The 20,767-nt window shown below is 47.4% G+C and carries 23 protein-coding genes; 10 read left to right on the top strand and 13 right to left on the bottom strand.

The features are described from left to right. The first annotated feature begins 65 nt into the window (after nucleotides 1-65). The 3 genes from HRU21_01250 (at nucleotide 66) to HRU21_01240 (ending at nucleotide 2,336) form a co-directional block, all read left to right on the top strand. Complete coding sequence (locus HRU21_01250) at nucleotides 66-896, top strand: acetoacetate decarboxylase family protein (GenBank protein NRA40912.1); 831 nt, start codon at nucleotides 66-68, stop codon at nucleotides 894-896. After that, entirely contained in the window at nucleotides 896-1,774 is an 879-nt protein-coding gene (locus tag HRU21_01245) for an SDR family NAD(P)-dependent oxidoreductase (protein NRA40911.1), read from the top strand. The genes HRU21_01250 and HRU21_01245 overlap by 1 nt, the downstream gene beginning before the upstream one ends. Before the next feature lie 76 nt (nucleotides 1,775-1,850). Then, nucleotides 1,851-2,336 (top strand): 6-carboxytetrahydropterin synthase, encoded by a 486-nt coding sequence (locus HRU21_01240; protein ID NRA40910.1) that lies wholly within the window; start codon nucleotides 1,851-1,853, stop codon nucleotides 2,334-2,336. A gap of 92 nt (nucleotides 2,337-2,428) precedes the next feature. Here HRU21_01240 and HRU21_01235 read toward each other — a convergent pair whose 3' ends face one another. Next, nucleotides 2,429-3,346, bottom strand: coding sequence for a LysR family transcriptional regulator (locus HRU21_01235; protein NRA40909.1), 918 nt, complete (start codon nucleotides 3,344-3,346; stop codon nucleotides 2,429-2,431). A 217-nt stretch (nucleotides 3,347-3,563) separates the two neighbouring features. Between HRU21_01235 and HRU21_01230 the strand changes: the two genes are divergently transcribed. Both HRU21_01230 and HRU21_01225 read left to right on the top strand, forming a co-directional pair. Continuing rightward, nucleotides 3,564-4,262, top strand: a complete 699-nt coding sequence (locus tag HRU21_01230; protein ID NRA40908.1) for an SDR family oxidoreductase — start codon at nucleotides 3,564-3,566, stop codon at nucleotides 4,260-4,262. A gap of 48 nt (nucleotides 4,263-4,310) precedes the next feature. Further along, nucleotides 4,311-4,958, top strand: a complete 648-nt coding sequence (locus HRU21_01225) for a hypothetical protein (GenBank protein NRA40907.1) — start codon at nucleotides 4,311-4,313, stop codon at nucleotides 4,956-4,958. A 161-nt stretch (nucleotides 4,959-5,119) separates the two neighbouring features. On the opposite strand, the gene HRU21_01220 is transcribed toward HRU21_01225, so the two are convergent. After that, complete coding sequence (locus HRU21_01220; protein NRA40906.1) at nucleotides 5,120-5,317, bottom strand: hypothetical protein; 198 nt, start codon at nucleotides 5,315-5,317, stop codon at nucleotides 5,120-5,122. A 72-nt stretch (nucleotides 5,318-5,389) separates the two neighbouring features. On the opposite strand from HRU21_01220, the gene HRU21_01215 reads away from it, so the two are divergent. After that, the gene (locus HRU21_01215) at nucleotides 5,390-6,139 is read left to right on the top strand and encodes a sulfite exporter TauE/SafE family protein (protein ID NRA40905.1); all 750 of its coding nucleotides are present in this window, start codon (nucleotides 5,390-5,392) and stop codon (nucleotides 6,137-6,139) included. Nucleotides 6,140-6,278: 139 nt separating this feature from the next. On the opposite strand, the gene HRU21_01210 is transcribed toward HRU21_01215, so the two are convergent. Continuing rightward, the gene (locus tag HRU21_01210) at nucleotides 6,279-8,099 is read right to left on the bottom strand and encodes a DEAD/DEAH box helicase (protein NRA40904.1); all 1,821 of its coding nucleotides are present in this window, start codon (nucleotides 8,097-8,099) and stop codon (nucleotides 6,279-6,281) included. 238 nt (nucleotides 8,100-8,337) lie between these two features. On the opposite strand from HRU21_01210, the gene HRU21_01205 reads away from it, so the two are divergent. Then, entirely contained in the window at nucleotides 8,338-8,784 is a 447-nt protein-coding gene (locus tag HRU21_01205) for a YaiI/YqxD family protein (GenBank protein ID NRA40903.1), read from the top strand. Here the strand turns inward: HRU21_01205 and HRU21_01200 are convergent. After that, nucleotides 8,781-8,963, bottom strand: a complete 183-nt coding sequence (locus HRU21_01200; GenBank protein ID NRA40902.1) for a hypothetical protein — start codon at nucleotides 8,961-8,963, stop codon at nucleotides 8,781-8,783. The genes HRU21_01205 and HRU21_01200 overlap by 4 nt on opposite strands. Before the next feature lie 23 nt (nucleotides 8,964-8,986). Further along, nucleotides 8,987-9,520 carry a hypothetical protein gene (locus tag HRU21_01195; protein ID NRA40901.1) on the bottom strand — a complete coding sequence of 178 codons (534 nt, stop codon included), beginning with the start codon at nucleotides 9,518-9,520 and terminating at the stop codon, nucleotides 8,987-8,989. 35 nt (nucleotides 9,521-9,555) lie between these two features. Here HRU21_01195 and HRU21_01190 point away from each other — a divergent pair, with 35 nt between their 5' ends. Then, on the top strand, nucleotides 9,556-10,023 hold the full coding sequence (locus HRU21_01190; GenBank protein NRA40900.1) for a MaoC family dehydratase: 468 nt from the start codon (nucleotides 9,556-9,558) through the stop codon (nucleotides 10,021-10,023). Between the two features lie 41 nt (nucleotides 10,024-10,064). On the opposite strand, the gene HRU21_01185 is transcribed toward HRU21_01190, so the two are convergent. From HRU21_01185 to hslV, 3 genes are read right to left on the bottom strand one after another with little or no spacing between them, the layout of a single operon-like run. Continuing rightward, nucleotides 10,065-10,973 (bottom strand): YegS/Rv2252/BmrU family lipid kinase, encoded by a 909-nt coding sequence (locus tag HRU21_01185; protein NRA40899.1) that lies wholly within the window; start codon nucleotides 10,971-10,973, stop codon nucleotides 10,065-10,067. Between the two features lie 39 nt (nucleotides 10,974-11,012). Further along, nucleotides 11,013-12,344, bottom strand: a complete 1,332-nt coding sequence (gene hslU / locus HRU21_01180) for an ATP-dependent protease ATPase subunit HslU (protein NRA40898.1) — start codon at nucleotides 12,342-12,344, stop codon at nucleotides 11,013-11,015. A gap of 30 nt (nucleotides 12,345-12,374) precedes the next feature. Then, nucleotides 12,375-12,920: an ATP-dependent protease subunit HslV gene (hslV, locus tag HRU21_01175; protein NRA40897.1), complete on the bottom strand. Its 546-nt coding sequence runs from the start codon at nucleotides 12,918-12,920 to the stop codon at nucleotides 12,375-12,377. A gap of 257 nt (nucleotides 12,921-13,177) precedes the next feature. Here hslV and HRU21_01170 point away from each other — a divergent pair, with 257 nt between their 5' ends. Next, the gene (locus tag HRU21_01170) at nucleotides 13,178-13,495 is read left to right on the top strand and encodes a hypothetical protein (GenBank protein ID NRA40896.1); all 318 of its coding nucleotides are present in this window, start codon (nucleotides 13,178-13,180) and stop codon (nucleotides 13,493-13,495) included. A gap of 4 nt (nucleotides 13,496-13,499) precedes the next feature. On the opposite strand, the gene HRU21_01165 is transcribed toward HRU21_01170, so the two are convergent. The 5 genes from HRU21_01165 to HRU21_01145 all read right to left on the bottom strand — a co-directional run bounded on the left by HRU21_01165 (nucleotide 13,500) and on the right by HRU21_01145 (nucleotide 19,006). Continuing rightward, nucleotides 13,500-14,354 carry an SIS domain-containing protein gene (locus HRU21_01165; protein NRA40895.1) on the bottom strand — a complete coding sequence of 285 codons (855 nt, stop codon included), beginning with the start codon at nucleotides 14,352-14,354 and terminating at the stop codon, nucleotides 13,500-13,502. Between the two features lie 215 nt (nucleotides 14,355-14,569). After that, nucleotides 14,570-15,277, bottom strand: coding sequence for a type 1 glutamine amidotransferase domain-containing protein (locus tag HRU21_01160; protein NRA40894.1), 708 nt, complete (start codon nucleotides 15,275-15,277; stop codon nucleotides 14,570-14,572). A gap of 246 nt (nucleotides 15,278-15,523) precedes the next feature. Continuing rightward, nucleotides 15,524-15,844 (bottom strand): hypothetical protein, encoded by a 321-nt coding sequence (locus tag HRU21_01155; GenBank protein ID NRA40893.1) that lies wholly within the window; start codon nucleotides 15,842-15,844, stop codon nucleotides 15,524-15,526. A gap of 328 nt (nucleotides 15,845-16,172) precedes the next feature. Continuing rightward, the gene (locus HRU21_01150) at nucleotides 16,173-17,129 is read right to left on the bottom strand and encodes a M23 family metallopeptidase (protein ID NRA40892.1); all 957 of its coding nucleotides are present in this window, start codon (nucleotides 17,127-17,129) and stop codon (nucleotides 16,173-16,175) included. 128 nt (nucleotides 17,130-17,257) lie between these two features. Further along, nucleotides 17,258-19,006 (bottom strand): amidohydrolase, encoded by a 1,749-nt coding sequence (locus HRU21_01145; protein ID NRA40891.1) that lies wholly within the window; start codon nucleotides 19,004-19,006, stop codon nucleotides 17,258-17,260. A 432-nt stretch (nucleotides 19,007-19,438) separates the two neighbouring features. Here HRU21_01145 and HRU21_01140 point away from each other — a divergent pair, with 432 nt between their 5' ends. Next, nucleotides 19,439-20,680, top strand: coding sequence for a sterol desaturase family protein (locus HRU21_01140; GenBank protein ID NRA40890.1), 1,242 nt, complete (start codon nucleotides 19,439-19,441; stop codon nucleotides 20,678-20,680). Nucleotides 20,681-20,767: the final 87 nt, after the last annotated feature.

Genomic DNA, 20,767 nt, shown 5'->3' with positions numbered 1-20,767 from the left:
GTATTCGCTTTACTGAATACCTAATATTTAACAATAACAGTAATAAAAATTAGTGAGAGAATATCATGGCACAATTACGATATGTCAGAAAGCCTGGCACGGTGATGCAAGCGGCGGCGCCAGCCAATTTAAATAATACAGTGCGTAGCGTGCGCGCGGTTTATGAAACCGAGCCTGAGATTGCTGCGGCATTACTACCCAAACCACTGACGGGCATTGAGCGCCCCGAGATATTTCTGCAATTTGCCCATGTTGCAATGCATGTTAACGAAGAAACGACGGTTGAAATAGGCGCAGTAACCGCGGGCGTTCGCTGTTTGTATACCGACAAGTCTGGCCAACAGCGTCAGGGTGCCTATGTTTTGGGTATGTGGATGCCAGGCGAGTTTGTCTGTATCAAAGGACGTGAGCGCTTCGGAGAGCCGAAAAAGCAAGCGGTGGTAGACTTCAACGTCAGTGGCGATAAGTTTCATGTTTCCGTGGAACGACACGGCATTAAGTTTATTGAAATTGCCGGCAGCATAGGTGAGTCGCAAGGCCCCGCTCAATTCACCGAGCACTTCTTTTGTTATAAAGCCTTACCAAAAATCTCTGGTGAAGAGGGTTTTGATGGTGACGTCATCTTAACTCAGCTGAACTGGGACCGAAACTATAGCGACGTTAAGCAAGCCAGTGGCGAAATTACATTCCGCGAGTCGCCGAATGATCCGATGATTGATGTGCCGGTGAAGAAACTCATCAGCCTAGAGTATGCTGAAGGTGCTACAGTGACGGGTGGCGAGGTGTTAGAAGTGGTGCCGGGTGAGTGGCTGAGCCCCTTTATTCACCAGCGCTATGATGAGCCTAACGAGCCAGGTATTGAGATCGCGCTTGCCTCTGAGGCGGAAGTTGCCTAATGAATAGTTTTGCCGAAAAAGTTGTTGTTATTACCGGTGGCGCTTCAGGTGTTGGTCGCGCCTTAGGTGAGCAATTCGCACAAGAGCAAGCAAAGGTGGTATTAGTCGATATTAATCAACACAATTTAGACAATACCGTTGCTGAACTTGCTAAGCAGGGTTTAGATGTTGATGCGAAAACGGCCGATGTTACCTCGCCAGACTCAATGGAAGCCTTGGCCGAGTTTTGCTATCAGCGTTACGGTGTGGTGCACGTGCTAATGAACAATGCCGGGGTTGGTCTCGGTGAATCGGCGCGGCCGTTATGGACTTTGCCTGCAAAAGACTGGGACTGGGGTTTGGCGGTCAATACGCTAGGTCCTGTGAATGGTATTCGTGCCTTTGTGCCGCGTATGATTGCCAGTGAACAAGAGTGTCTTGTAGTCAATACGTCTTCAGGTAATGGTGGTATGAATTCCTTACCCACAACACCTATATATGCCGCATCCAAAGCTGCAATGACCTCATTGACAGAAGTGCTTCACTACCAGCTGTTAAAGGCTGAGGCTAAGGTCAAAGTTGCCTGCATGTTTCCAGGTCCGCATGTGGTGAATTCAAAAATATTTAATTCGTCCGAAGCGCGCCCCGATCGTTTCTCTAATCAAGAGCAATCCGAGAATAAGCCTAAAGCGTACAAAGACTTCAAAGAATTAGCCGAAGCCTCAGGCGTGTCGTTTGACCTGACTGAGCCTGATGAAGTTGCGCAATATACCATTGCACAGATGAAACAAGGTAAATTCTGGATCTTGCCGCCTGAAGAGTATGAAAACTCAAAACAGAAATTCATGCGTCGTGCTGAAGATCTGGTCAATCAAGTGAACCCCGTATACCCAGAGTAGTGCTAACACACTCACTTTATTTAAGGTATGAAAAGGGCTTACAATATGTAAGCCCTTTTTTGTTAATAGAAGAATCATGAATCGCTTAACCACTATTGAAATTGATAAAGACTATTTAAAATTCTCAGCTGCCCATTTTACGGTGTTTTCGGCGACCGAGCGCGAGCGCTTGCATGGGCATAATTTTCGCGTGATTGCGCGTTTTGTTGCCGAGGTAAATGATAACGGCATGTGTGTTGATTACTCGGTGCTAAAGAAAAAGGTTCAGCAGGTCTGTGATGATCTAGACGAGTACACACTGATTGCGGCAAATTCGCCGTATCTGCAGATCACTGAACAAGACGATTTCTATCTGGTCAAACACCATAACGATAGCATGATGTATCTTAAAGCGGATACCCTATTGCTACCTGTGGCAAACACAACAGTGGAAGAGTTTTCAGATTATATCTTGCAGCAGATTTTGCAAGATGATGCATTTAAGCAAGCCTGCGAATTTAAGCAAATTGATATCTGGGTATCTTCTGGCCCCGGTCAGAAAGGTATGTCAAGCTGGGCTTAACCCAGTTGCTACAGTCGGTATTTGGCAGCTCTTGCTTGTTTAGATAGCTAATAGTATCAGCACAAGTTTAGCTTAGCTCTTAATTCGGCAGACTAAACGTCAGCAGAAAATGCAGAGTCTAGCGATAATCGATTATGGGTGTACTCATCTAAGAAATCTAAAAACAGCCTAACTTTGGTGCTGAGGTGCTTGTCATGCGGATATACTGCCCAAGCCATACGGTGGTAATGAGCCCAATCGTGCTCAATTTTCATCAGTTTACCCGCTGCTAAGTCATTATGAATAAAAAACTCAGGTAGCTGAGCAATGCCTAAGCCAACCCGAGCTGCCGCTAATATCGCCATACCGTCTTCACTCTGCCAATTGCCCTTAACTTTTATGCGTTTAGCCATTTGCTGTTCTGAGAAATACCAGTAGCCATTCGGCGGTGATAAGCAATTGTGCTGCTGTAGCTGTTCAATATTACTCGGCAGCTGGTGTCTGGTAAAATACTCGGGGCTGGCGCAGAGGCAAAGCATATAGCCGCCGAGAGGTTTTGCCACCAAGCTAGAGTCCTCAAGGCGATCACCATAGCGAATCGTTAAGTCATAGCCCTGAGCTAATAAATCGACATCGTGGTAGCTGGACGTCACATCAAGCTCAAGTTGTGGGTGTTGCCTTGCAAACTCAGCGATCGCTGTGGCCATATGCTGCACTCCGAAGGTGCTATTTAAAGCGATGCGCAGGGTGCCGAGCGGCTCCTGTTGCAGGCTAGAAATGATGCCCTCAGCTTGATCCAACTGTTGCTTAATTAATAAGCATTGTTGATAAAATGCTTCGCCAACTGCAGTCAAACGCAGCTGACGGGTGGTGCGTTGCAATAATGCGGCAGAGAAGCGCAGTTCCAGTGACTTAATTTGTTTACTGATATACGACTTAGAGACGTTCAGACGCTCCGCAGCGGCGGTAAAGCTGCCGGTTTCAACAACCAGCATAAAAGCCTCAATGCCTGCAAACTTAGATCGCTGCATGATTTAGCTCGACAGGCTGGGCAGGTTTAGCTTTGTCTGGCAGCCAACTTGCCAAGACGCTGAGTATTGAGAATACATGGCCAGCATAAGAATTTAGGATTTTTGTTATCTGTGCATCTGTTATCATGCGTATGATAATTTTTTTAACAGACTTTGCCTAGTTAACATTCTAGCAGCGCTAACTAGTCATGCAGAGCGATACATATTGAGGTCATTCGTGAAATTAGCCATTATCACAGGTGCCAGTAGCGGCATTGGCTGCGCAGCAGCCGAGTTATTCCTTCAAGCGGGTTACGCGGTCGTTAATTTATCCAGGCGCGCACATCCAAATGCCGAGGTAGAAAGCCTGTCGATTGATCTTTGTGACGAAGCTGCCATTGCCACGGTTAGTCAGCAATTACTGCCGCGCATAAAGGCTGCCGATTCAGTCGCCTTGGTGCACAATGCGGGCTACTTAGCCGGCGACAGTGCCGATCAGTTTGATGCAGAAATTCTGCAGCGCAGCCTGGCGGTCAATGTTGTAGCCCCAAGTCTGCTCAATAAAGCTTGGCTCTCGGCGATGCCAGCTTCTTCCTCTGTGATATATATCGGTTCTACCCTGTCTGAGAAAGCGGTTGCTGGCTCATACAGCTATGTGCTCAGTAAGCATGCAGTGGTAGGTATGATGCGTGCGACCTGCCAAGATTTATTTGGGCGCGAGCTACATACCGCCTGTGTTTGTCCAGGCTTTACTGATACGCAAATGCTGCGTGAGCATATTAGTGATGAGGCCGTCATGCAGAGCATTGGTGCGAATAACGGTTTTGGGCGCTTAGTGCGTTCTGAGGAAATGGCTGAACTGATTGTGTGGGCGCATCAGAATCCATTGATTAACGGTTCGGTTTTGCATGCAAACTTGGGGCAGAAAGAGTATTAAGCTATAGTTAGCCTCAGAAAAAAACGATTAACACAATGGATTTTCCTCATGACAACATACAGATTATTAATGGCGGTATTATGTTTAATGCTGATTACCGCATGCGGCAGCGTAGAGCGCGATCGACAAGCCGTTGAGCTTGCACGTCAAAATGCACTGCCGATATATGTTGTTGCTTTCGACAGTTATGTCAGTCCAGCGTCGGCTCAGCAGTCACGTGAGCTAAACGCGCTGCTTGATGCTGCCGCTGTTGCGGAGCAAGCCGAGGCAGATGAAAATGCGCCAGCGACAATGCAAGCCAGCGAGACAGCAGATCCACAAATGCTGGGTGTTTATATTCGTTTGCAAAACTTGCAGTCAAAGACTATCAGCTCGGTTGATTTCGTCGCGCAAGCATACGATGCCGATTATCAATTACTTACCGAAACCGTGGTCAACGCGGCAGGAGAAAGCGAGGCGCAGCCGCTGCAGCTGAGCTTCAGCCTAGAGCAAACGATTGCTGCGGATGATTTTAATCAGCAGATGTTTGGTCAAGTAGTACGGCTGTCAGACCGAAGCGATATATTTTGTCTGCGCCTAAGTCAGCTTGACCTTAATTACGCTGACGGCGGGCGTGAATCGCTTGAACCTACTGATGTCGTTGCCGATAGTCAGCTGGCACGCTGTCGACCGGTTTTGAATCATTCATGGCTCTGATATTGTATCTCGATAGCTGGATAACAGCGGAATCGAATGCGAGGCGCCTGATTAAGCAATGTCAGCCATCTTTAAACATAAAGATAAACGCTGAAAACCAAACGCTAAATCAAACATTAAAAACAAACGCTAAAGCGCAAAACTGAAATAAAAAGCTGAGCCTAATGGTAGCGCATAACGTCCATTTCAATAATATTGTGTTGCTGCTTATTAACAGCTGGCGATGTCGGCAATAGATTAGCTTTCGCATCAGCGCTAAGCGGATGATTAGCGTCTCTTGTATAGCGAAGACGCTGGCGTCGGGCAATCATTACCGATGTCAGCATAATATTTGACCAAGTCAAAAGGTATGTGCGCATTCTGCTTCACCATCATCTTATTGTTATAAATTGAAGCTAGACTAGGATTTTTGATCAGGCAAGTTTTACGCTATGGAAATTGATGTTTTTCATTATTCAGCCTGGCCATTCTGGCTGTTGACGATTGTTGGCGTATTACTGACCGGCATTTCAAAATCTGGGCTTGCCGGGGGGGCTGGTGTTCTGGCAGTGCCATTAATGGCGCTCTATTTACCGGTGCCTTTAGCTGCGGCGATAACGTTACCGTTATTATGGCTAATGGACGCGAAAACGGTATACAGTTATCGCGATGCGATCGATACAGGGCTGCTGTGGCAACTTTGCCCCGCAGCCTGTTGTGGTATTGCGATTGGTGGCTTGATGCTGGGCAAGGTAAGCAGTGAGCACCTGCAATGGATCCTCGGCTTGCTGAGTATTGTCTTTGCATGCTGGCAGTCGCTGACTAAATTTCTGAGTCGCTTTGCCAAGGCAGGCTTTTTTTGGGGCGGCCTTGCCGGCGTTACCAGTACCTTATTACATGCTGGCGGCCCGCCATTGAGCATTTTCTTACTGGGACGTGAGGTCGATAAGCGGCAATGGCTAGGAACGGCGGCCTGCTTTTTTGCTATCACCAACCTGCTCAAGGCTATCCCTTATACACTTAATCATCAATGGTCGTCGGAACAGTGGTTAATCAGCGTCATTTTACTGCCGGTGGCGTGGTTTGGGGTAGTACTTGGGGTCTGGCTTGCTAAACGTATTGATCAACAGCTATTTATCAAAATAGCCCGCAGCATGCTTGGCTTAGCAGGCTGTTTGCTTATCTATGAAAGCCTCTTTTAGCCAAGCCAAGCCAAGCCAAGCCAGCCAAACCGTTAGCATCATTGGCCTATGCTTAATTGCATAAGCCATTATCGAAACGCAAGGCAGTTGGGTGAGCATAAGGGTAAGCAACAGCTGCCATTGTTTCGGTTTAAGCGGTTTAACGTCGCTGGTGGAAGTTTTTGCCGCGTGGACGGCGTTTTTTGCCCTCATTGCCAGAGCGCTTTCGGCTATTGCCTGACGGTGCGCGGCGGCGACTGACTTCAGGTGGCTGATAATCAGGGCTCAATACATGGCTGTCTGCTAATAAATGCAAATTCATTGGCTGATTTTTAACCCTGGCTTTACTGAGCAGCTGTAAGATATCCTCGGGCATACCCTCAGGTAAATCAACGGTTGAGAAGCCATCATAAATCTCAATATTGCCAATATACTGACTCTCGATATCGGCTTCATTGGCAATCGCGCCAACAATATTGCCCGGTTTCACGTCATGTGCATAACCAACTTCTAGGCAGTAACGCAGCATGGTGATATCCGGATGGTCTTTTAATGGCTGAGCTTCGGTTTTTACCACCTTAGCCTTGCGCGGCTGTCGCTCTCTGCCCTCATCTTGTTCAAATGGCCGAGATTTGCTTGCCGGCTCATCTTTAATCAACAGTGACTGACCATCATTGCTGAGAAATGCCAGCGCAGCAGCAAGGCGCAGTGGGTCGACTTCGGCTTCGGTTTCAAATTCAGCAATTAATTGTTGGTAAAAGCTAAGGTCTTCAGTCGCTAAGGTTTGTTGGATGCGCTGTTTAAATTTTAAGATACGATTCTGATTAACATCGTCAGCCGTGGGTAGCTGCATTAAATCAATCGGCTTTTTAGTCGCTCGCTCAATTGACTTCAGCATTCGACGTTCTCTGTGAGTGACAAATAAGATAGCGTCGCCCTCACGCCCAGCACGACCGGTTCGGCCAATACGGTGCACATAGCTTTCAGTATCGTAGGGAATATCGTAATTAATGACGTGGCTGATACGTTCAACGTCTAAACCACGTGCAACAACATCCGTAGCAATTAAAATATCAATGCGGCCAGCTTTCAGCTGTTTAACAATTTTTTCACGTCGCTCTTGCGGAATATCGCCATTTAAAGCTTCAGCCGCATAGCCGCGGGCAGTCAGCTTATCCGCCAGCTCGGTAGTAGCCGACTTCGTTCTGACAAACGTAATCACGCCGTCATAATCCTCGGTTTCTAAAATCCGCGTCATGGCATCCAATTTTTGCCCTTGATTGATCTGCAAAAAGCGTTGCCGAATCGTAGTCGCGGTTGCTTCTTTAGCGGCTATTTTTATGACCGTAGGATCAGTTAAGTAATTATTGGCGACTTTTTTAATCTCCCGAGGCATGGTTGCTGAAAATAGCGCGATCTGTGTATTGCCGGGGATTTGTTCTAACACCCATTCTACATCGTCAATAAAGCCCATGCGTAACATCTCGTCGGCTTCATCTAAAACTAAGGTGTCAAGCATATCTAGGTCGAGGCTACCGCGACGCATATGGTCCATTACACGACCTGGTGTGCCAACTACAATATGCGCGCCACGCTTTAATTGCCGTAATTGGGTGCTGTAGGATTGGCCGCCGTAAATTGGCATCACGTGAATATTGCCAAGATGTTTTGCATAGGTCTGACAGGCTTCTGCCACTTGGATCGCCAATTCGCGGGTGGGTGCCAAGACTAAAACGCGAGTGTGTTTATCCAGCGATTCACTATTGCTAAATAGTTTGCTAAGCAGCGGCAGCGCAAAGGCTGCGGTCTTACCGGTGCCGGTTTGTGCTTGACCTAAGATGTCACAGCCATCTAATAAGGGTGGAATACAAGCCGCTTGAATCGGCGAAGGACGCTCATAACCAACCTCGTTCAAGGCAGTTAAAATAGGTTGTGCTAGGCCCAGCGTGTCGAACGCAGGCAGGTCGGTATCATCAGACATGATGGCTCTCTAAGTAAAATAACACTAAGTTAAGATAAAAAAACTAGCACGAGCGCATCAAATCCCTCACTGATCAATCACGGCTGGATTGAATGTCTTTATGATGACGGTTTGGCTAGACTGGTATGGTTAAAGGCGGGCGATTATACGGAAAACCGCGACAAATTGCGCGCCTTAAAAGTCGTTATTCATCGCTATCTTTAATAAAATAGTGCAAATTTAACCAAAAGGATAGTTTATGACGATCTGGGTTGACGCCGATGCCTGCCCTAAGGCGATAAAAGAGGTGTTATGCAAAGCTGCCAATCGTGTGCAGCTGCCGCTGATATTTGTTGCCAATCAGTACTTGCATCTGCCTAAGTCCACATGGATTCAATGCCGACAGGTAGAGCAGGGCTTCGACGTAGCAGATGATTATATTGTGCAACAGGTAAAGGCGGGTGACTTGGTTGTCACTCAAGATATCCCCTTGGCTGCTGAGCTTATTGCCAAGGGCGCTGTAGTTATTAATACCCGAGGCGAAGCTTTAGATCAGCAAAATATTAAGCAACGGCTGAATATGCGCGATTTTATGGAAACCATGCGTGCATCAGCGGTTGAGATGCGCGGTGGCCCAGCACCGTTTTCAGCCAAAGATAAACAGCAGTTTGCCAATGCGCTGGATCGTTATTTGGCCAAGCGTTAATCGCTGCGATCAGAGCTTGGCGCTTTTGACTTTTGGATATTCAGTTTAAGAAAAGAGCCGAAATGATTTTCGCTAATGCTGATATCAGCCAACGATTCGATCGCTGGGTCATCAAAAATCAATTCAATTTCCTCACCTTCCGCAACCGTTAACATGCGCAGTTTGATGGGCTGTGTCATGATCTGCCTATTCTGTAATACAGTTATTTGTGCGCGATTGTACCTTGAATTTCAGGTGGATCAAGCAATACGGTAAGACTGCGGTTTACCGTTTGACTGGCAGAGCTGACTGCAACGACAAGCTCAACAAAGGGTTCGGTAAAGGATTTTTCACTCGATAGCTTAAGCATATAGGGTGCAGTATCGGTCAGTTCAAAACGTATCGAGTTATAGGCAAAGCGATAATCAATCTGCAGCTGCTGCCAAACCGAGGGTTCGGCTAGTTGCGCGCGCAAGGCATCAATGCTGTCACGCTTGCCCAGATAAATCGGAATGCTTAGGGCTAATGGTTCACCCCAATGTGAGTGTAATTCTGCAGGGCCTAAACCAAGTGCCATTGCAGATTTCGGTAGGTTTAAAAAAAGGCTCATCCCTAAGCAAAGTGTGATGATTATATTGCGCATATCGCTACCTCGCTTGTGAGTGCCGCCAAGCTTAATCGAATTTTGTTGATTAGTATCGAGCCTGATAGAATGGCGCATCAATTTTATGCGCCAGCGCACGTTTTGCTGATGCAAGCTCTAACTCCATCACAGAAAAAGATAGGATCACTATGACTGTTGTATTCGAAACTCCTCATCAGCTCGCCGATAAAGTGGGTGAAACTTTAGATACCACCGAATGGATGACCATTGATCAAGACCGCATCAATTTATTTGCTGATGCAACGGGTGATCACCAATGGATTCATGTTGATCCTGATAAAGCGAAAGATGGCCCCTTTGGTGCCTGTATTGCTCACGGCTACTTAACCTTGTCCTTGGTAAACTATTTCTTACCGCAAATCATTGATGTGCAAGGCATCAAAATGGGTGTGAATGTGGGTTTAGATAAGGTGCGATTCCCATCGCCGGTAACGGTAGGCTCGCGCATTCGCGGGGTAGGCGAGTTAGTCAGTGTTGAAGAAATAAAAGGTGGTATTCAATCGGTAGTCAGAGTCACCGTTGAAATTGAAGGTGCCGATCGACCTGCCTGCGTTGCTGATACCATATCGCGTTATTTTCCTGCCAATGCTGAATAAGCCCGTTTATTTATCGCTCGAGTAGCCTGCCGAACGGCATGCTACTCAGGGCTTAGATAATACAGCGATTGTTGAGCACAGCTTACCTTGATGGGTAACTGCGCAATGATTTCACCATCACATTGAAAAGCGACGTCAGCTTCACTGTCTAACTGGATCGAAGCGCTGCGTTGATACTTCACCTTTGGGTGTGAATTTATCTGGCCATTGGATAGGTAGCGCAGGCTGAGCAATCGCTCAAGACCGCTCATCTGTTGAATATTAATGCACTCAAGTAACTGATTATCGAGCTGGTTTTCCGGTGCAAAGCGCATACCTCCGCCGGCAAATTGATTTTTACAGGCCATTAACATAAAGCTTCGGCTTGTATACTGCTGCTGGTTAATCGTGACCTGCATAGGCTGAGCCTGATAGCTGAATAAGCAGCGCAGTAAGTAGATATAATAACGTAGCCGCCAGCCACTGCCATGCCCCATGCGTTGCAGTAAGTAGCAGTCAAAGCCACAGCCCACTGAGTTGAGAAAATACTGTTGCTGTTGCTCGCCATAGTGCACCACGCCAATATCCTGGCGCCGTCGTTTCGCCTTGCCGCTGCTTAAAAATGCAATAAAAGCATCCAGTTTGCGCGGCAGTTTGTGCTGGCGCGACCAGTCGTTGCCAGTGCCCCAGGCCAGGCTAGTAAGCGTGCAGTCCTGCAGGTGCGGAGATTGCGCCAGGCTCTGCAGCACCTCGTTCAGGCTGCCATCGCCGCCAACGACAACAAATTGCCGAAACCCTTGCGCAATCGCTGCATACACCAACTCACCGGCATGGCCAGGGCGCTTGCTGACAGCTAGCTCAAACTGTAGCTCAGAAGCCTGCAGCTTTTGCTGTAAAACGCGTAAGCGCTTCGCCGGTGCTTGACCACCTGCGTTTGGGTTAACAACAAAAAACCAGTGCTTAGCTAGCATCGTGAAGGCGAGCTCAGTCGTTGCTTGTGAGCAGCGGGCTTATAAGATAAATTGGCTGAGGTCTTGATCCTGCACCAACTCGCCAAGTTTCTGGTCCACAAATGCTGCAGTAACCTCTACCTGTTTATCCTGTAGGTCAGAAGCTTCAAAAGACACCTCGTCTAATAGTCGCTCTAACACTGTATGTAAGCGGCGAGCGCCAATGTTTTCAGAGCGATCATTGATTTCCCAAGCAATTTCCGCGAGACGCTTGATGCCGTCTGCAGCAAAGCTTAAGCTAACACCTTCGGTGGCCATCAATGCTTGGTACTGCTGGGTTAATGATGCGGTAGGCTCTGATAAGATACGCACAAAATCCTCGGGTGAAAGCGCATTCAGTTCTACTCGAATTGGCAGGCGACCTTGCAGCTCAGGAATCAAGTCTGAAGGCTTGGCTAAATGAAATGCGCCCGATGCAATAAACAAAATATGGTCGGTTTTTATCATGCCATATTTCGTGTTAATGGTGCTGCCCTCAATCAGCGGCAGTAAATCGCGCTGCACACCTTCGCGTGATACATCGGTGCCGCCGCTTTCTCCGCGCTTTGCCACTTTATCAATTTCGTCAATAAACACGATGCCGGTTTGTTCTACCGCCTGCACAGCTTGGCTTTTTAAATCGTCTTCATTAACCAACTTGGCAGCTTCCTCCTCTTGAATCAAACTGAAGGCTTGTTTGACGCTAAGCTTACGCGAAGATTTGCGCGCGCTTCCCATGCTGGAAAACATATTTTGCAGTTGATTGGCCATATCTTCCATGCCCGGTGGCGTCATAATTTCGACACCGCGCGGTGCTTCTGATAATTCGATTTCAATCTCTTTATCATCCAGCTCACCTTGGCGTAATTTTTTACGAAACAGCTGGCGCGTGCTGGAGTCTTTGCTAGCTTGTTCGGCTTCGTCATTAAAATTGCGTGGCGGTGGTAGCAGCGCGTCAAGAATTCGCTCTTCGGCGGCATCACTGGCGCGGTGCTGTACTTTTTCCATCGCCTCTTCACGAATCATTTTGATCGCAGCATCAACCAAGTCACGAATCACTGATTCAACGTCGCGACCGACGTAGCCAACTTCAGTAAATTTGGTCGCTTCAACCTTGATAAAAGGAGCTCTAGCCAGTTTTGCTAAGCGGCGCGCAATTTCGGTTTTGCCAACCCCGGTAGGACCTATCATTAAAATATTTTTTGGCGTTACTTCAGCGCGCATATCATCGTCCAATTGCATCCGACGCCAGCGATTGCGTAATGCAATCGCCACCGAGCGTTTGGCTTCATCTTGACCAATAATGTGCTGATTTAGGGCGTGAACAATTTCACGGGGAGTCATAGCAGACATAGCTTTCTCTTATCAGTAAACGGTGGGCGCTTAGTTGGCCGCATCCAGAGATTTAATCACGTGGTTATGGTTGGTATAGACACAGATATCGGCGGCAATGCGCAAACCTTCACGTACGATAGCTTCGGCATCCATATCAGTATTATCCATTAAGGCGCGGGCAGAGGCTTGCGCAAATGAGCCGCCAGAGCCAATCGCTAGAAGATTATCTTCTGGCTCAATCACATCACCGTTACCGGTAATGATCAGTGAGGTGTCTTTATCGGCAACAATCAATAGCGCTTCAAGTTGTCGCAGCGAGCGTTCTGTGCGCCACATCTTGGCGAGTTCAACAGCGGCGCGCAGTAAGTGGCCTTGATATTTTTGCAGCTGCGATTCAAACAGTTCAAATAAGGTAAATGCATCGGCGGTGCCGCCGGCAAAACCGGCAATCACCCGATCATTAAACAATGAGCGAACTTTACGCGCATTGCCTTTCATGACGGTATTACCCATCGATACCTGGCCGTCACCACCAATGACGACCTTATTGCCGCGTCGCACCGATAGAATTGTAGTGCCTCGATATTGTTCCAAACTGTTCTCCTTGCGCGACAAGGCCGCGTTTATCTTTTGATATAGCGCTATTTATGGGGTTATTCACACGCTTTTCAAGCCGTGGAAGCGGATAATTTTCCCCTTAAAGCTGACTATTTAGTCAGTTATTTGAACTTATGCATTACAACGGCCTCTAACAAAGTGTAAGCAAATAGTTAAGAACCGCTACAAAGCGCTTAAAAAGCGCAAAGACATTAAGAAATAGCTAAGCAATAGCTAAGAAAAGGAGACCTCTTATGCATAACCCATCTGTAGATACATCCGGTTTTGTAGGTTACTTAGGTAAGTTTCGCCACGCCAATAAACAATATCATGCCGATCATGGCGCTGATCATAGTTCTAGTCATGCTGCCGCAAATAAGCCGTCAAGTTCATCGCAGGCGTCGCGTCGCCAGAATGCTGAGGCTGGCCAGTTTCAGCTTAGCCAGGCAGAGATTACAGAGAGCAGTACGCGGCAGATGATGTCAGCTAATGATGCGCCAGCGCAGTCAACTAAAGCCAAGGTGGTTTACAAAAAAGCGCGCCGCAGTCGGTTAAAAGATTGCTTCAACTAGGCCATTATGTGCCATCTAATTCTTCACGCAGCGGTTGCAGGCTAGTCTCAATGGCCTGCAAATGCTTAGAGATGCGCGGCCCTATGGTTTGCGCTACACCGACCGCTAATAAATCGATTACCACCAAATGAGCAATGCGCGACGACAGCGGGGTGTAGATTTCAACCTCTTCTTCCGCATCAATATGAATCGCAATATGACATTCTGCACTGACGGGCGAATGAGACGGCGCTAATCCAATTGTCAAAGCACCTGCCTGATTGGCGAGCCGAACGGCCTCAATCAAGGCTGTAGTCTTACCGGACTGTGAGATCGCAACTACCACATCATCGTTGCTGAGCGACATCGCCGACATGGTTTGAATATGTGGATCAGAATACACTGCAGAAGAAATCTGTAAGCGGAAAAACTTATGCTGTGCATCAGCTGCGACAGCTGCAGATGCGCCAAAGCCATAAAACTCAACCCGTTTCGCATGGCAAATAGCTTGAATCGCATTTTCCATAACGTCGGGATTGATTGCGTCGCGCACTTCCGACAGGGTGCTCAGGGTGGCATCAAAAACTTTACGACCTAAGTCTGCCACCGAGTCGTTGGCGTTGATCGAGAAGTCTTCATACTCCTGCATGCCAGCAATATGTTGTGCTAACTGCAGCTTAAAATCCTGAAAGCCAGAGCAGTCGATGGCGCGACAAAACCTCACAACAGTGGGCTCGCTAACCTGGCAGGCCTCAGCCAGATCAACAATGCGCATATGAATTACTTGGTGAATATGCTTTAACACATAATCACTGACTTTCAGTTCAGATTTTCGCAGTGAGGGTTTACTGCGGTGAATTCGTTGCAGAAGAGGTAGCATAAGCTCGATCATTCAATCTCAAGCTTAGCAATGTACTACAGCGCTGATGCAGATACAAACCAAGCAGCCAAGCACTTTCGTACACCTTCGTAGAATGGCAGCATGTATTGGTTTATTGAGTAGGTGCAGCGGAGAAAAGCAAGGGCTATTGCATAGATGCAATGGCGAATGACNGTCTGGTCTGAAAAGCTCAATCCTTGAGCTCGCTTAAACCATTATGCGCTTTGTTGCATAGACTGTGGCGCTTGCTTTAATACTTCCAGTAAGCTCTGTGCTACAGCCTGAGAGGAAGCAGGGTTTTGCCCAGTAATTAATAAGCCATCTTGTACAACAAGCGGGTGCCAGTCGTCAGTTTTTTGATATTCTGCACCGAGTGCCTGCAGCTCGTCTTCTAACAGATAAGGTACAACGTCAGTTAAGCCAACTGCGGCTTCTTCGCTGTTGCTAAAGCCAGTCACACGTTTGCCGGCCACCAAAGATTTGCCATTGCTAAGACAGGCTTTAAGTAAGACCGCAGGTGCATGGCAGACTGCTGCCACCGGTTTGTCAGCGGCTGCAAACGCCTCAATCAAGGCAATTGAATCACTGTCGCGGTATAAATCCCACAGCGGTCCGTGACCACCCGGATAGAACACAGCGTCATATTCAGCAGCGTTCATCTCAGCTAGCTTAAGTGTATTTGCCAGCTGCTGTTGTGCAGCACTGTCTTGTTGAAAACGATCGGTATCAGCTGTTTGGAAGTCAGCTGCGTCACTCTTTGGATCAAGCGGCGGCTGGCCACCTAAGGGTGAGGCTAGCGTTATCGTTGCGCCAGCATCTTTCAGAGCATAATAGGGGCTGGCAAATTCTTCTAACCAGAAACCTGTTTTCTCGCCGGTAACGCCGAGTTCAGCATGCGAAGTTAAAACAAATAAGATGTGCATAAAGCATCCTTAGTCAAATATGACGGCATAAGAATCAGAACAGTTNAATCACGGCGATGAGAAGCATCATCGCNGATTATAACTAGAACAAAAAAGCCCTATCGTCGATAAGGCTTAGTGATTACTATACGCGCTTTTCATCGAGCTAGATTGGCGATATCTATGCCGCTGCGCATTTTCCGCAAAACCAGACTATCGTGGCCTTGGTACTTCTTCTCGCATCCGCCGCTGCTGCTTAACACTGCTTTACTCAGCAGTGGCTGAAAGCCGGGCGGCTTCAAAGCGATCAATTTGAAAGCCGTATAGCAACTTGCCGTTAATCACAAATAAGGGAATAGCTGGCATATTACTGTCAGCGGTAAGCTCTTTATGGCGAGCATTGGCTTCAGCGCTGGATTCAATATCGTACTCAATAAACGCAATATTATTGTCTTGCATATAGGCACGCGCCTGTTGGCAAAATCGACACCAAGGCGTGGAGTAAAACTCGATACGCTCAGTGCTGCTGGAGGCTGCAGCAGGGCTGTTATGGCTATTATGGTTATCAGCGTGCAGGTTAGTGCTCATCAGTAGGATGCTGAGTAGCCAAATAAAAAAACGTTTAGTATGACAATATTTATCGTAAACATTCCTACGATAAAAAAATGACTGGTAATAACACCTATAAAAATGTGCTGTCATGGTATGTACCTGATTAATCAAAAATGCGCTTATCAAATACCTTGTATAGGCTAGATAGCAGGTTATGGCTGAGTCTCAGTTTGTGCATTGAAGGCTTTGACGATGCGAATGACAATATAAACCATCAAGGTTTATACGAGACGATAGGGGCAATGAATGCAAATGATTGGCTATGGTTTTTTATTACTCAGCTAAAGAAGTTATTCAGAGTAGCTTATTCAGAGTAGCTGCGCTGCACACCATCAACCTGCATGCCGCGCTCTGGGGTAAAGGCCTGACCCTGCTGATTTTTAAATTGAAACGGCACCGATACAGTTTCCATACCGTTATTTTTACGAATCACAAAATGTAAGTGCGGCCCGGTTGAGTAGCCCGACGAGCCTGCGCGGGCAATACGTTGACCCTCTGCAACCTGCTCGCCAGGCTGCACCAGAGCACTGGCTAGCAGCAAATGTGCATACACAGCGTAGGTGCCATCACTGTGTAAAATTTGAATATAATTGGCCTTATCTAAGAAATATTGGCTGGCAGTGCCAACCTGATAGCTGTCAACAACATCAATCACCGTGCCTGCGCGCGCAGCGCTGATATAGGTGCCAACCTTTGTAGCAAAATCCACGGCATATCGATTCGGGCGTTTGAAGTGAGAAAATGAGTCATTAAATGATTGAGTAATTTGATGACTGCGTTTAGAAGAAATAGGCAAGGCGTATAAATACTCATCGTGATATCGCACTATATCACCTAGCAACCACTGGTATTTAAATGCCGCGGCTTTGCCAGCTTGCGTGAAAATGGCTTGTTTCGATTTGGCCGGTACCGATGCCTCAAATACCCCGTTAGAGAAAATGGAAGACTGCAGCTGGACTCGGATCGGCGCATACAAGGGATTATCAACGGTGATATTGTATTGGCTGTCGCCCTGATACACATAAAACGCCGGCTGCGGCTTTTCCGCTTTTGGGCTTTGATAATGCAAGGTATCGACATCTTGCCGATCAGCCGGTTTGCGGTCGGTAAACATCCAGCGCCCGTTGGCGTCTTGATATTTATAAAGCTCTGTTGCCTGACTAGCAGTTGCAATGCTGGCAACAGCTAGACAGAGAATATAAACCTGCAGGCGAGGGAGGGATTGAAATAATATCCGAACTGTTGGCAGCGAATCATTCATGACAAGAAAAGGGTTTGCAGCACGCTAGCTTATACAGAGCCTTAGCCGCGATAAACTAGCAAGCATAGGGCTTAAATCTTATCTTGCCATCATATCCAGCTAGGCTGCAAACCGCTAGCGTATAAAGCTTACATCGCGGGAAAGTATTGCCCCTCAAATACGGTTCCTGCAACCGCAATATCTTTGATCGAGGCAGGCTTAACTTTGTAGGGGTTCTGCTCGACCAAGGTAAAGTTGGCGATTTTACCTGATTTAATGCTGCCAATTTTATCGTCCATGCTCCACGAATAAGCCGCATCAATAGTAATTCCGCGCAGCGCGGCATCCACCGATAATGCAAGCTCAGGCTGAATCACTGTAAACGACAGAGTTTGCCGTGTTGCCGCCGACCAAGCAAGATACAGTGGATCGGCTGGCGCCATCGGTAAGTCAGAGTGTAAGGAGACCGAGGTGCCCAATGACTCTAACGGCGCTACTCTAACCATACTGTATGCGCGCTCTTTACCTAAGCCGATTTCAGCAAATTTTTCTGAAAAACCAGTGACATAGTAGGGGTTTACTGAAACTAATAAGCCTAAATCATTAATGCGTTTAATTTGGCTAGGGCTTGAGTTTGCAAAGTGAACAATGACGCTGCGATGATCTGTGCGCGGTGTCTCTTGCATGCGACGCTCAAACATCTCTAACACTTTTTCTAAACCAAGGTCGCCGTTAACGTGAACATGAATTTGATAGCCTTCTTTCCAGAACACTTTGCTGATAGTTTCAAATTCTTCCGGACCCTGAATCCAAGCACCCTCGTGGCCGTCTATGTAGCCGTCTTTCATCTTCATCAATTGCGAAATAATCGCACCATCGGCTAAGATTTTAATTTGCTTATCCAAAAAGCGTACCTTGCCAGTGGCAGGAAAAGTGGCTTTGATTTCTTCCATGCCTGCTAAAATGCCGTCAGCGCCATATTTGAGCAAGGGCGATTGTGTTTCAGGAATAAAAAACGAATAAAACGGTGTATCACTGGCGCCTAAAATATCCAAATACATCTGCTCTAGGCCGGGTGGAACAAAAGCGCCTGGCTCCATATAGGCGGTGACACCATTTTTATGCAGCATTTGCTTCATCTGCAATAAGCCGGCCTGCATACGTTCGGGGCTGGCAATTGCCGAAAACAGTCTGGGTAGTAAATACACCAAGGCGCCCGCTTCAAAAAAGTGCCCCTTGGCGAGGTCAGACTGTGCTTTGACTTGCGCACCAGCGGCGTCGATATCGGCCTGGTTAAGGCCAAACAATTTAATCGCGGCCGAGTTAAAATAAAATTCATGGCAGCTGCGATGCCAAACCGCAATCGGCCGGCTAGCACTTACTTGATCTAATTTCTCGCGTGAAAGCTCGCCGTGAAAATAATTATTAAAGCCCCAGCTCCACAATACCTCATTAGGGTCGCTCATTGCTTGCTCGGCGGCGGTTAGTTTTTTGAAATAATCGTCAGCATCCACTGCTGCCGGCCAGGTCTTATCGGGCAATTCCCAGGGCTCGGGCGCAATCACCACCGTTTGCAAGGTTAGCGCCCCTAGAAACGGGTGCAAATGTTGATCAATAAAGCCGGGCATCAGGGTTTTGCCAGCGAGATCAAATGCGGTGGCATTCGGAAACTGCTGCTTAGCTTGATTTAGCTTGCCGACAAAAACGATTTTTTCGGCTGAAGTCACCACCGCTTCAGCATTTGGCTGATCTGTTTCCATGGTGATAATGTCGCCGCCTGAGAACAAAAGCAGCTGAGGGTCAGTGGCCTTGTTACCGGCTTTGTCAGAAGCCGCCGCTGTGTCAGCCTTTTTACTGCAGCTGCTGAGCAAGAAAACTACGCTCAATAGCGCGATCATAAGCAAACTGATTGAGGCTTTACTGCTTTTGCGCAGCTGTAAGCTTAAGGTGCGACGTGGATTGATATTTTGCATTGCGGGCATGGTTCTCGTTCCTGAGGATAATCTGTAAGTCACTTTACCGAATTGCGCATAGCACGCATTGACGGCTATGGCGCGATGTTGTCTATTTACACGTCTTAATCTTAGCGGCTAGACACACTATAACAAGCCATTTTGCAGATTATGCAAGTGAGCGCACAAAACCCGAACCCTGCGCGAGTTTAACGCTAAAAAATTCGACATTGAGCGCGATAATAGCTTAGCGCTCAGCATCAGTTGTTTAGGATTCAATAACTTAGCAATAATCACGGATTAGGGTTTAAATCCGATTATATTGGCCATTTGCTCGGGTTATAATGCCGCAATTTGATCAATAGACCGGACCTTATAATGTTCAGCAAACTATTTTCTTATGAATTCTGCATTGATGATAAATATCAGCCGATCGCCACTGCCGTGGTGGCTATTTTCGCTGTGGTATACGCGGTGTCGTTTTTAGGTTTGATGCAGTACGTTGCTTACCTTGGTCCAGGCCTTGGTGACGATTTAAATTTTACCCCGTTCTTATCCGTGTTGCAGACAGTGCAGGGCAGTGGCTCAAGCTGGCTGTATTATGCTTTCATACTGCTGTGCTGCGCCAATGTCCTGTTCACCGCTGCGATTGTGTTTTTGGGCTATTGGTTATATCCCAAAGCGCTCGGTAAGCCGTTTCCGGTGCAGCTGCTGTTTACCTACTTCGCGATGAATGCGGTGTGTACGGTAGGCATTTGGAGTATTCAGGGCTTCGCGGCATTATTTGCGCCGCTAATGGGCTATAGCGTGCTTGAGGGTATACAGGCATTTGCAAGTTTACTCAGCGCATTGCGTGACTGGGCCAATCAAGTACCCACGCTGATTGATATGCCTGCCTGGATGGCATTTCTCGTGCTGCAAATGCTTGGCGGTTTTTTCCATTATTGGTTTCATCGCCTGGCGCATGAAAGCCGCATCTTATGGCTATTATTTCACCGCACGCATCATATGACCCCCGAACTGATTCAGCCAAGCACGCAGGCGGTGTTTAATGCATTTCCGTTTTTTATTTTTGCCGCCATACCCTATGTGCTGATTTTTTCACTGATTGGCAAATTGATTACCGCTGATTCCTTACTGATGTACTTAATCATTTACAAATTATTCTCGGCCTTCGCTAACCTTTGGAGTCATCAATCGGCGCTTTATAGTTGGGCGCAAAAGCAGTGGCCGATTCGTGTCTTAAGCACCATTACCTCAGAAGGGGTGTATCACTACTTACATCATTCTGCTGAGGTCAATCACAATCGTCCGCGCGGCAACCTCATTAATATTGGTGGCGGCTTATGCTTTATTTGGGATCGGGTGTTTGGCACTTATGTGCCGGTATCGGCGCACAAGCCAGCGGTTGGTTTAGCGGGCGTTAAGCCAGAAGAGATGTCGACCAATCCACTGCGATTAGCCTTAGCAGGCACAGCTCAGCTGCTATTTGAATTACGGCATAACCCTGATCCACTGACATGGCTAAAAATTCTATTCGGCCCCAGCGATTATCTGCCTCCGCACAGTAAAGACTATATTTATAAAGCGAGTTATTCAGCCCTTACACAGTCACCATAATCGCCACCGCGCTAATATCAGTAAGATGAATGCGCTAAGGTAATCACAGTGACAGTGACAGTGACAGTGACAGTGACAGCAAGAGTT

The sequence above is a fragment of the Pseudomonadales bacterium genome, assembly GCA_013215025.1.
In the GTDB taxonomy this organism is placed as follows: domain Bacteria; phylum Pseudomonadota; class Gammaproteobacteria; order Pseudomonadales; family DT-91; genus DT-91.
Note: the sequence above shows the minus strand (reverse complement) of the source record. Positions and strands in the feature narration are given on the sequence as shown.

What these genes read in the sequence shown, in the direction of transcription:
- HRU21_01250 (NRA40912.1), top strand. Translation starts at nt 66, where the DNA reads ATGGCACAATTACGATATGTCAGAAAGCCTGGCACGGTGATGCAAGCG.
- HRU21_01245 (NRA40911.1), top strand. Translation starts at nt 896, where the DNA reads ATGAATAGTTTTGCCGAAAAAGTTGTTGTTATTACCGGTGGCGCTTCA.
- HRU21_01240 (NRA40910.1), top strand. Translation starts at nt 1,851, where the DNA reads ATGAATCGCTTAACCACTATTGAAATTGATAAAGACTATTTAAAATTC.
- HRU21_01235 (NRA40909.1), bottom strand. Translation starts at nt 3,346, where the DNA reads ATGCAGCGATCTAAGTTTGCAGGCATTGAGGCTTTTATGCTGGTTGTT.
- HRU21_01225 (NRA40907.1), top strand. Translation starts at nt 4,311, where the DNA reads ATGACAACATACAGATTATTAATGGCGGTATTATGTTTAATGCTGATT.
- HRU21_01220 (NRA40906.1), bottom strand. Translation starts at nt 5,317, where the DNA reads ATGCGCACATACCTTTTGACTTGGTCAAATATTATGCTGACATCGGTA.
- HRU21_01215 (NRA40905.1), top strand. Translation starts at nt 5,390, where the DNA reads ATGGAAATTGATGTTTTTCATTATTCAGCCTGGCCATTCTGGCTGTTG.
- HRU21_01210 (NRA40904.1), bottom strand. Translation starts at nt 8,099, where the DNA reads ATGTCTGATGATACCGACCTGCCTGCGTTCGACACGCTGGGCCTAGCA.
- HRU21_01205 (NRA40903.1), top strand. Translation starts at nt 8,338, where the DNA reads ATGACGATCTGGGTTGACGCCGATGCCTGCCCTAAGGCGATAAAAGAG.
- HRU21_01200 (NRA40902.1), bottom strand. Translation starts at nt 8,963, where the DNA reads ATGACACAGCCCATCAAACTGCGCATGTTAACGGTTGCGGAAGGTGAG.
- HRU21_01190 (NRA40900.1), top strand. Translation starts at nt 9,556, where the DNA reads ATGACTGTTGTATTCGAAACTCCTCATCAGCTCGCCGATAAAGTGGGT.
- HRU21_01185 (NRA40899.1), bottom strand. Translation starts at nt 10,973, where the DNA reads ATGCTAGCTAAGCACTGGTTTTTTGTTGTTAACCCAAACGCAGGTGGT.
- hslU (NRA40898.1), bottom strand. Translation starts at nt 12,344, where the DNA reads ATGTCTGCTATGACTCCCCGTGAAATTGTTCACGCCCTAAATCAGCAC.
- HRU21_01170 (NRA40896.1), top strand. Translation starts at nt 13,178, where the DNA reads ATGCATAACCCATCTGTAGATACATCCGGTTTTGTAGGTTACTTAGGT.
- HRU21_01165 (NRA40895.1), bottom strand. Translation starts at nt 14,354, where the DNA reads ATGCTACCTCTTCTGCAACGAATTCACCGCAGTAAACCCTCACTGCGA.
- HRU21_01160 (NRA40894.1), bottom strand. Translation starts at nt 15,277, where the DNA reads ATGCACATCTTATTTGTTTTAACTTCGCATGCTGAACTCGGCGTTACC.
- HRU21_01155 (NRA40893.1), bottom strand. Translation starts at nt 15,844, where the DNA reads ATGAGCACTAACCTGCACGCTGATAACCATAATAGCCATAACAGCCCT.
- HRU21_01150 (NRA40892.1), bottom strand. Translation starts at nt 17,129, where the DNA reads ATGAATGATTCGCTGCCAACAGTTCGGATATTATTTCAATCCCTCCCT.
- HRU21_01145 (NRA40891.1), bottom strand. Translation starts at nt 19,006, where the DNA reads ATGATCGCGCTATTGAGCGTAGTTTTCTTGCTCAGCAGCTGCAGTAAA.
- HRU21_01140 (NRA40890.1), top strand. Translation starts at nt 19,439, where the DNA reads ATGTTCAGCAAACTATTTTCTTATGAATTCTGCATTGATGATAAATAT.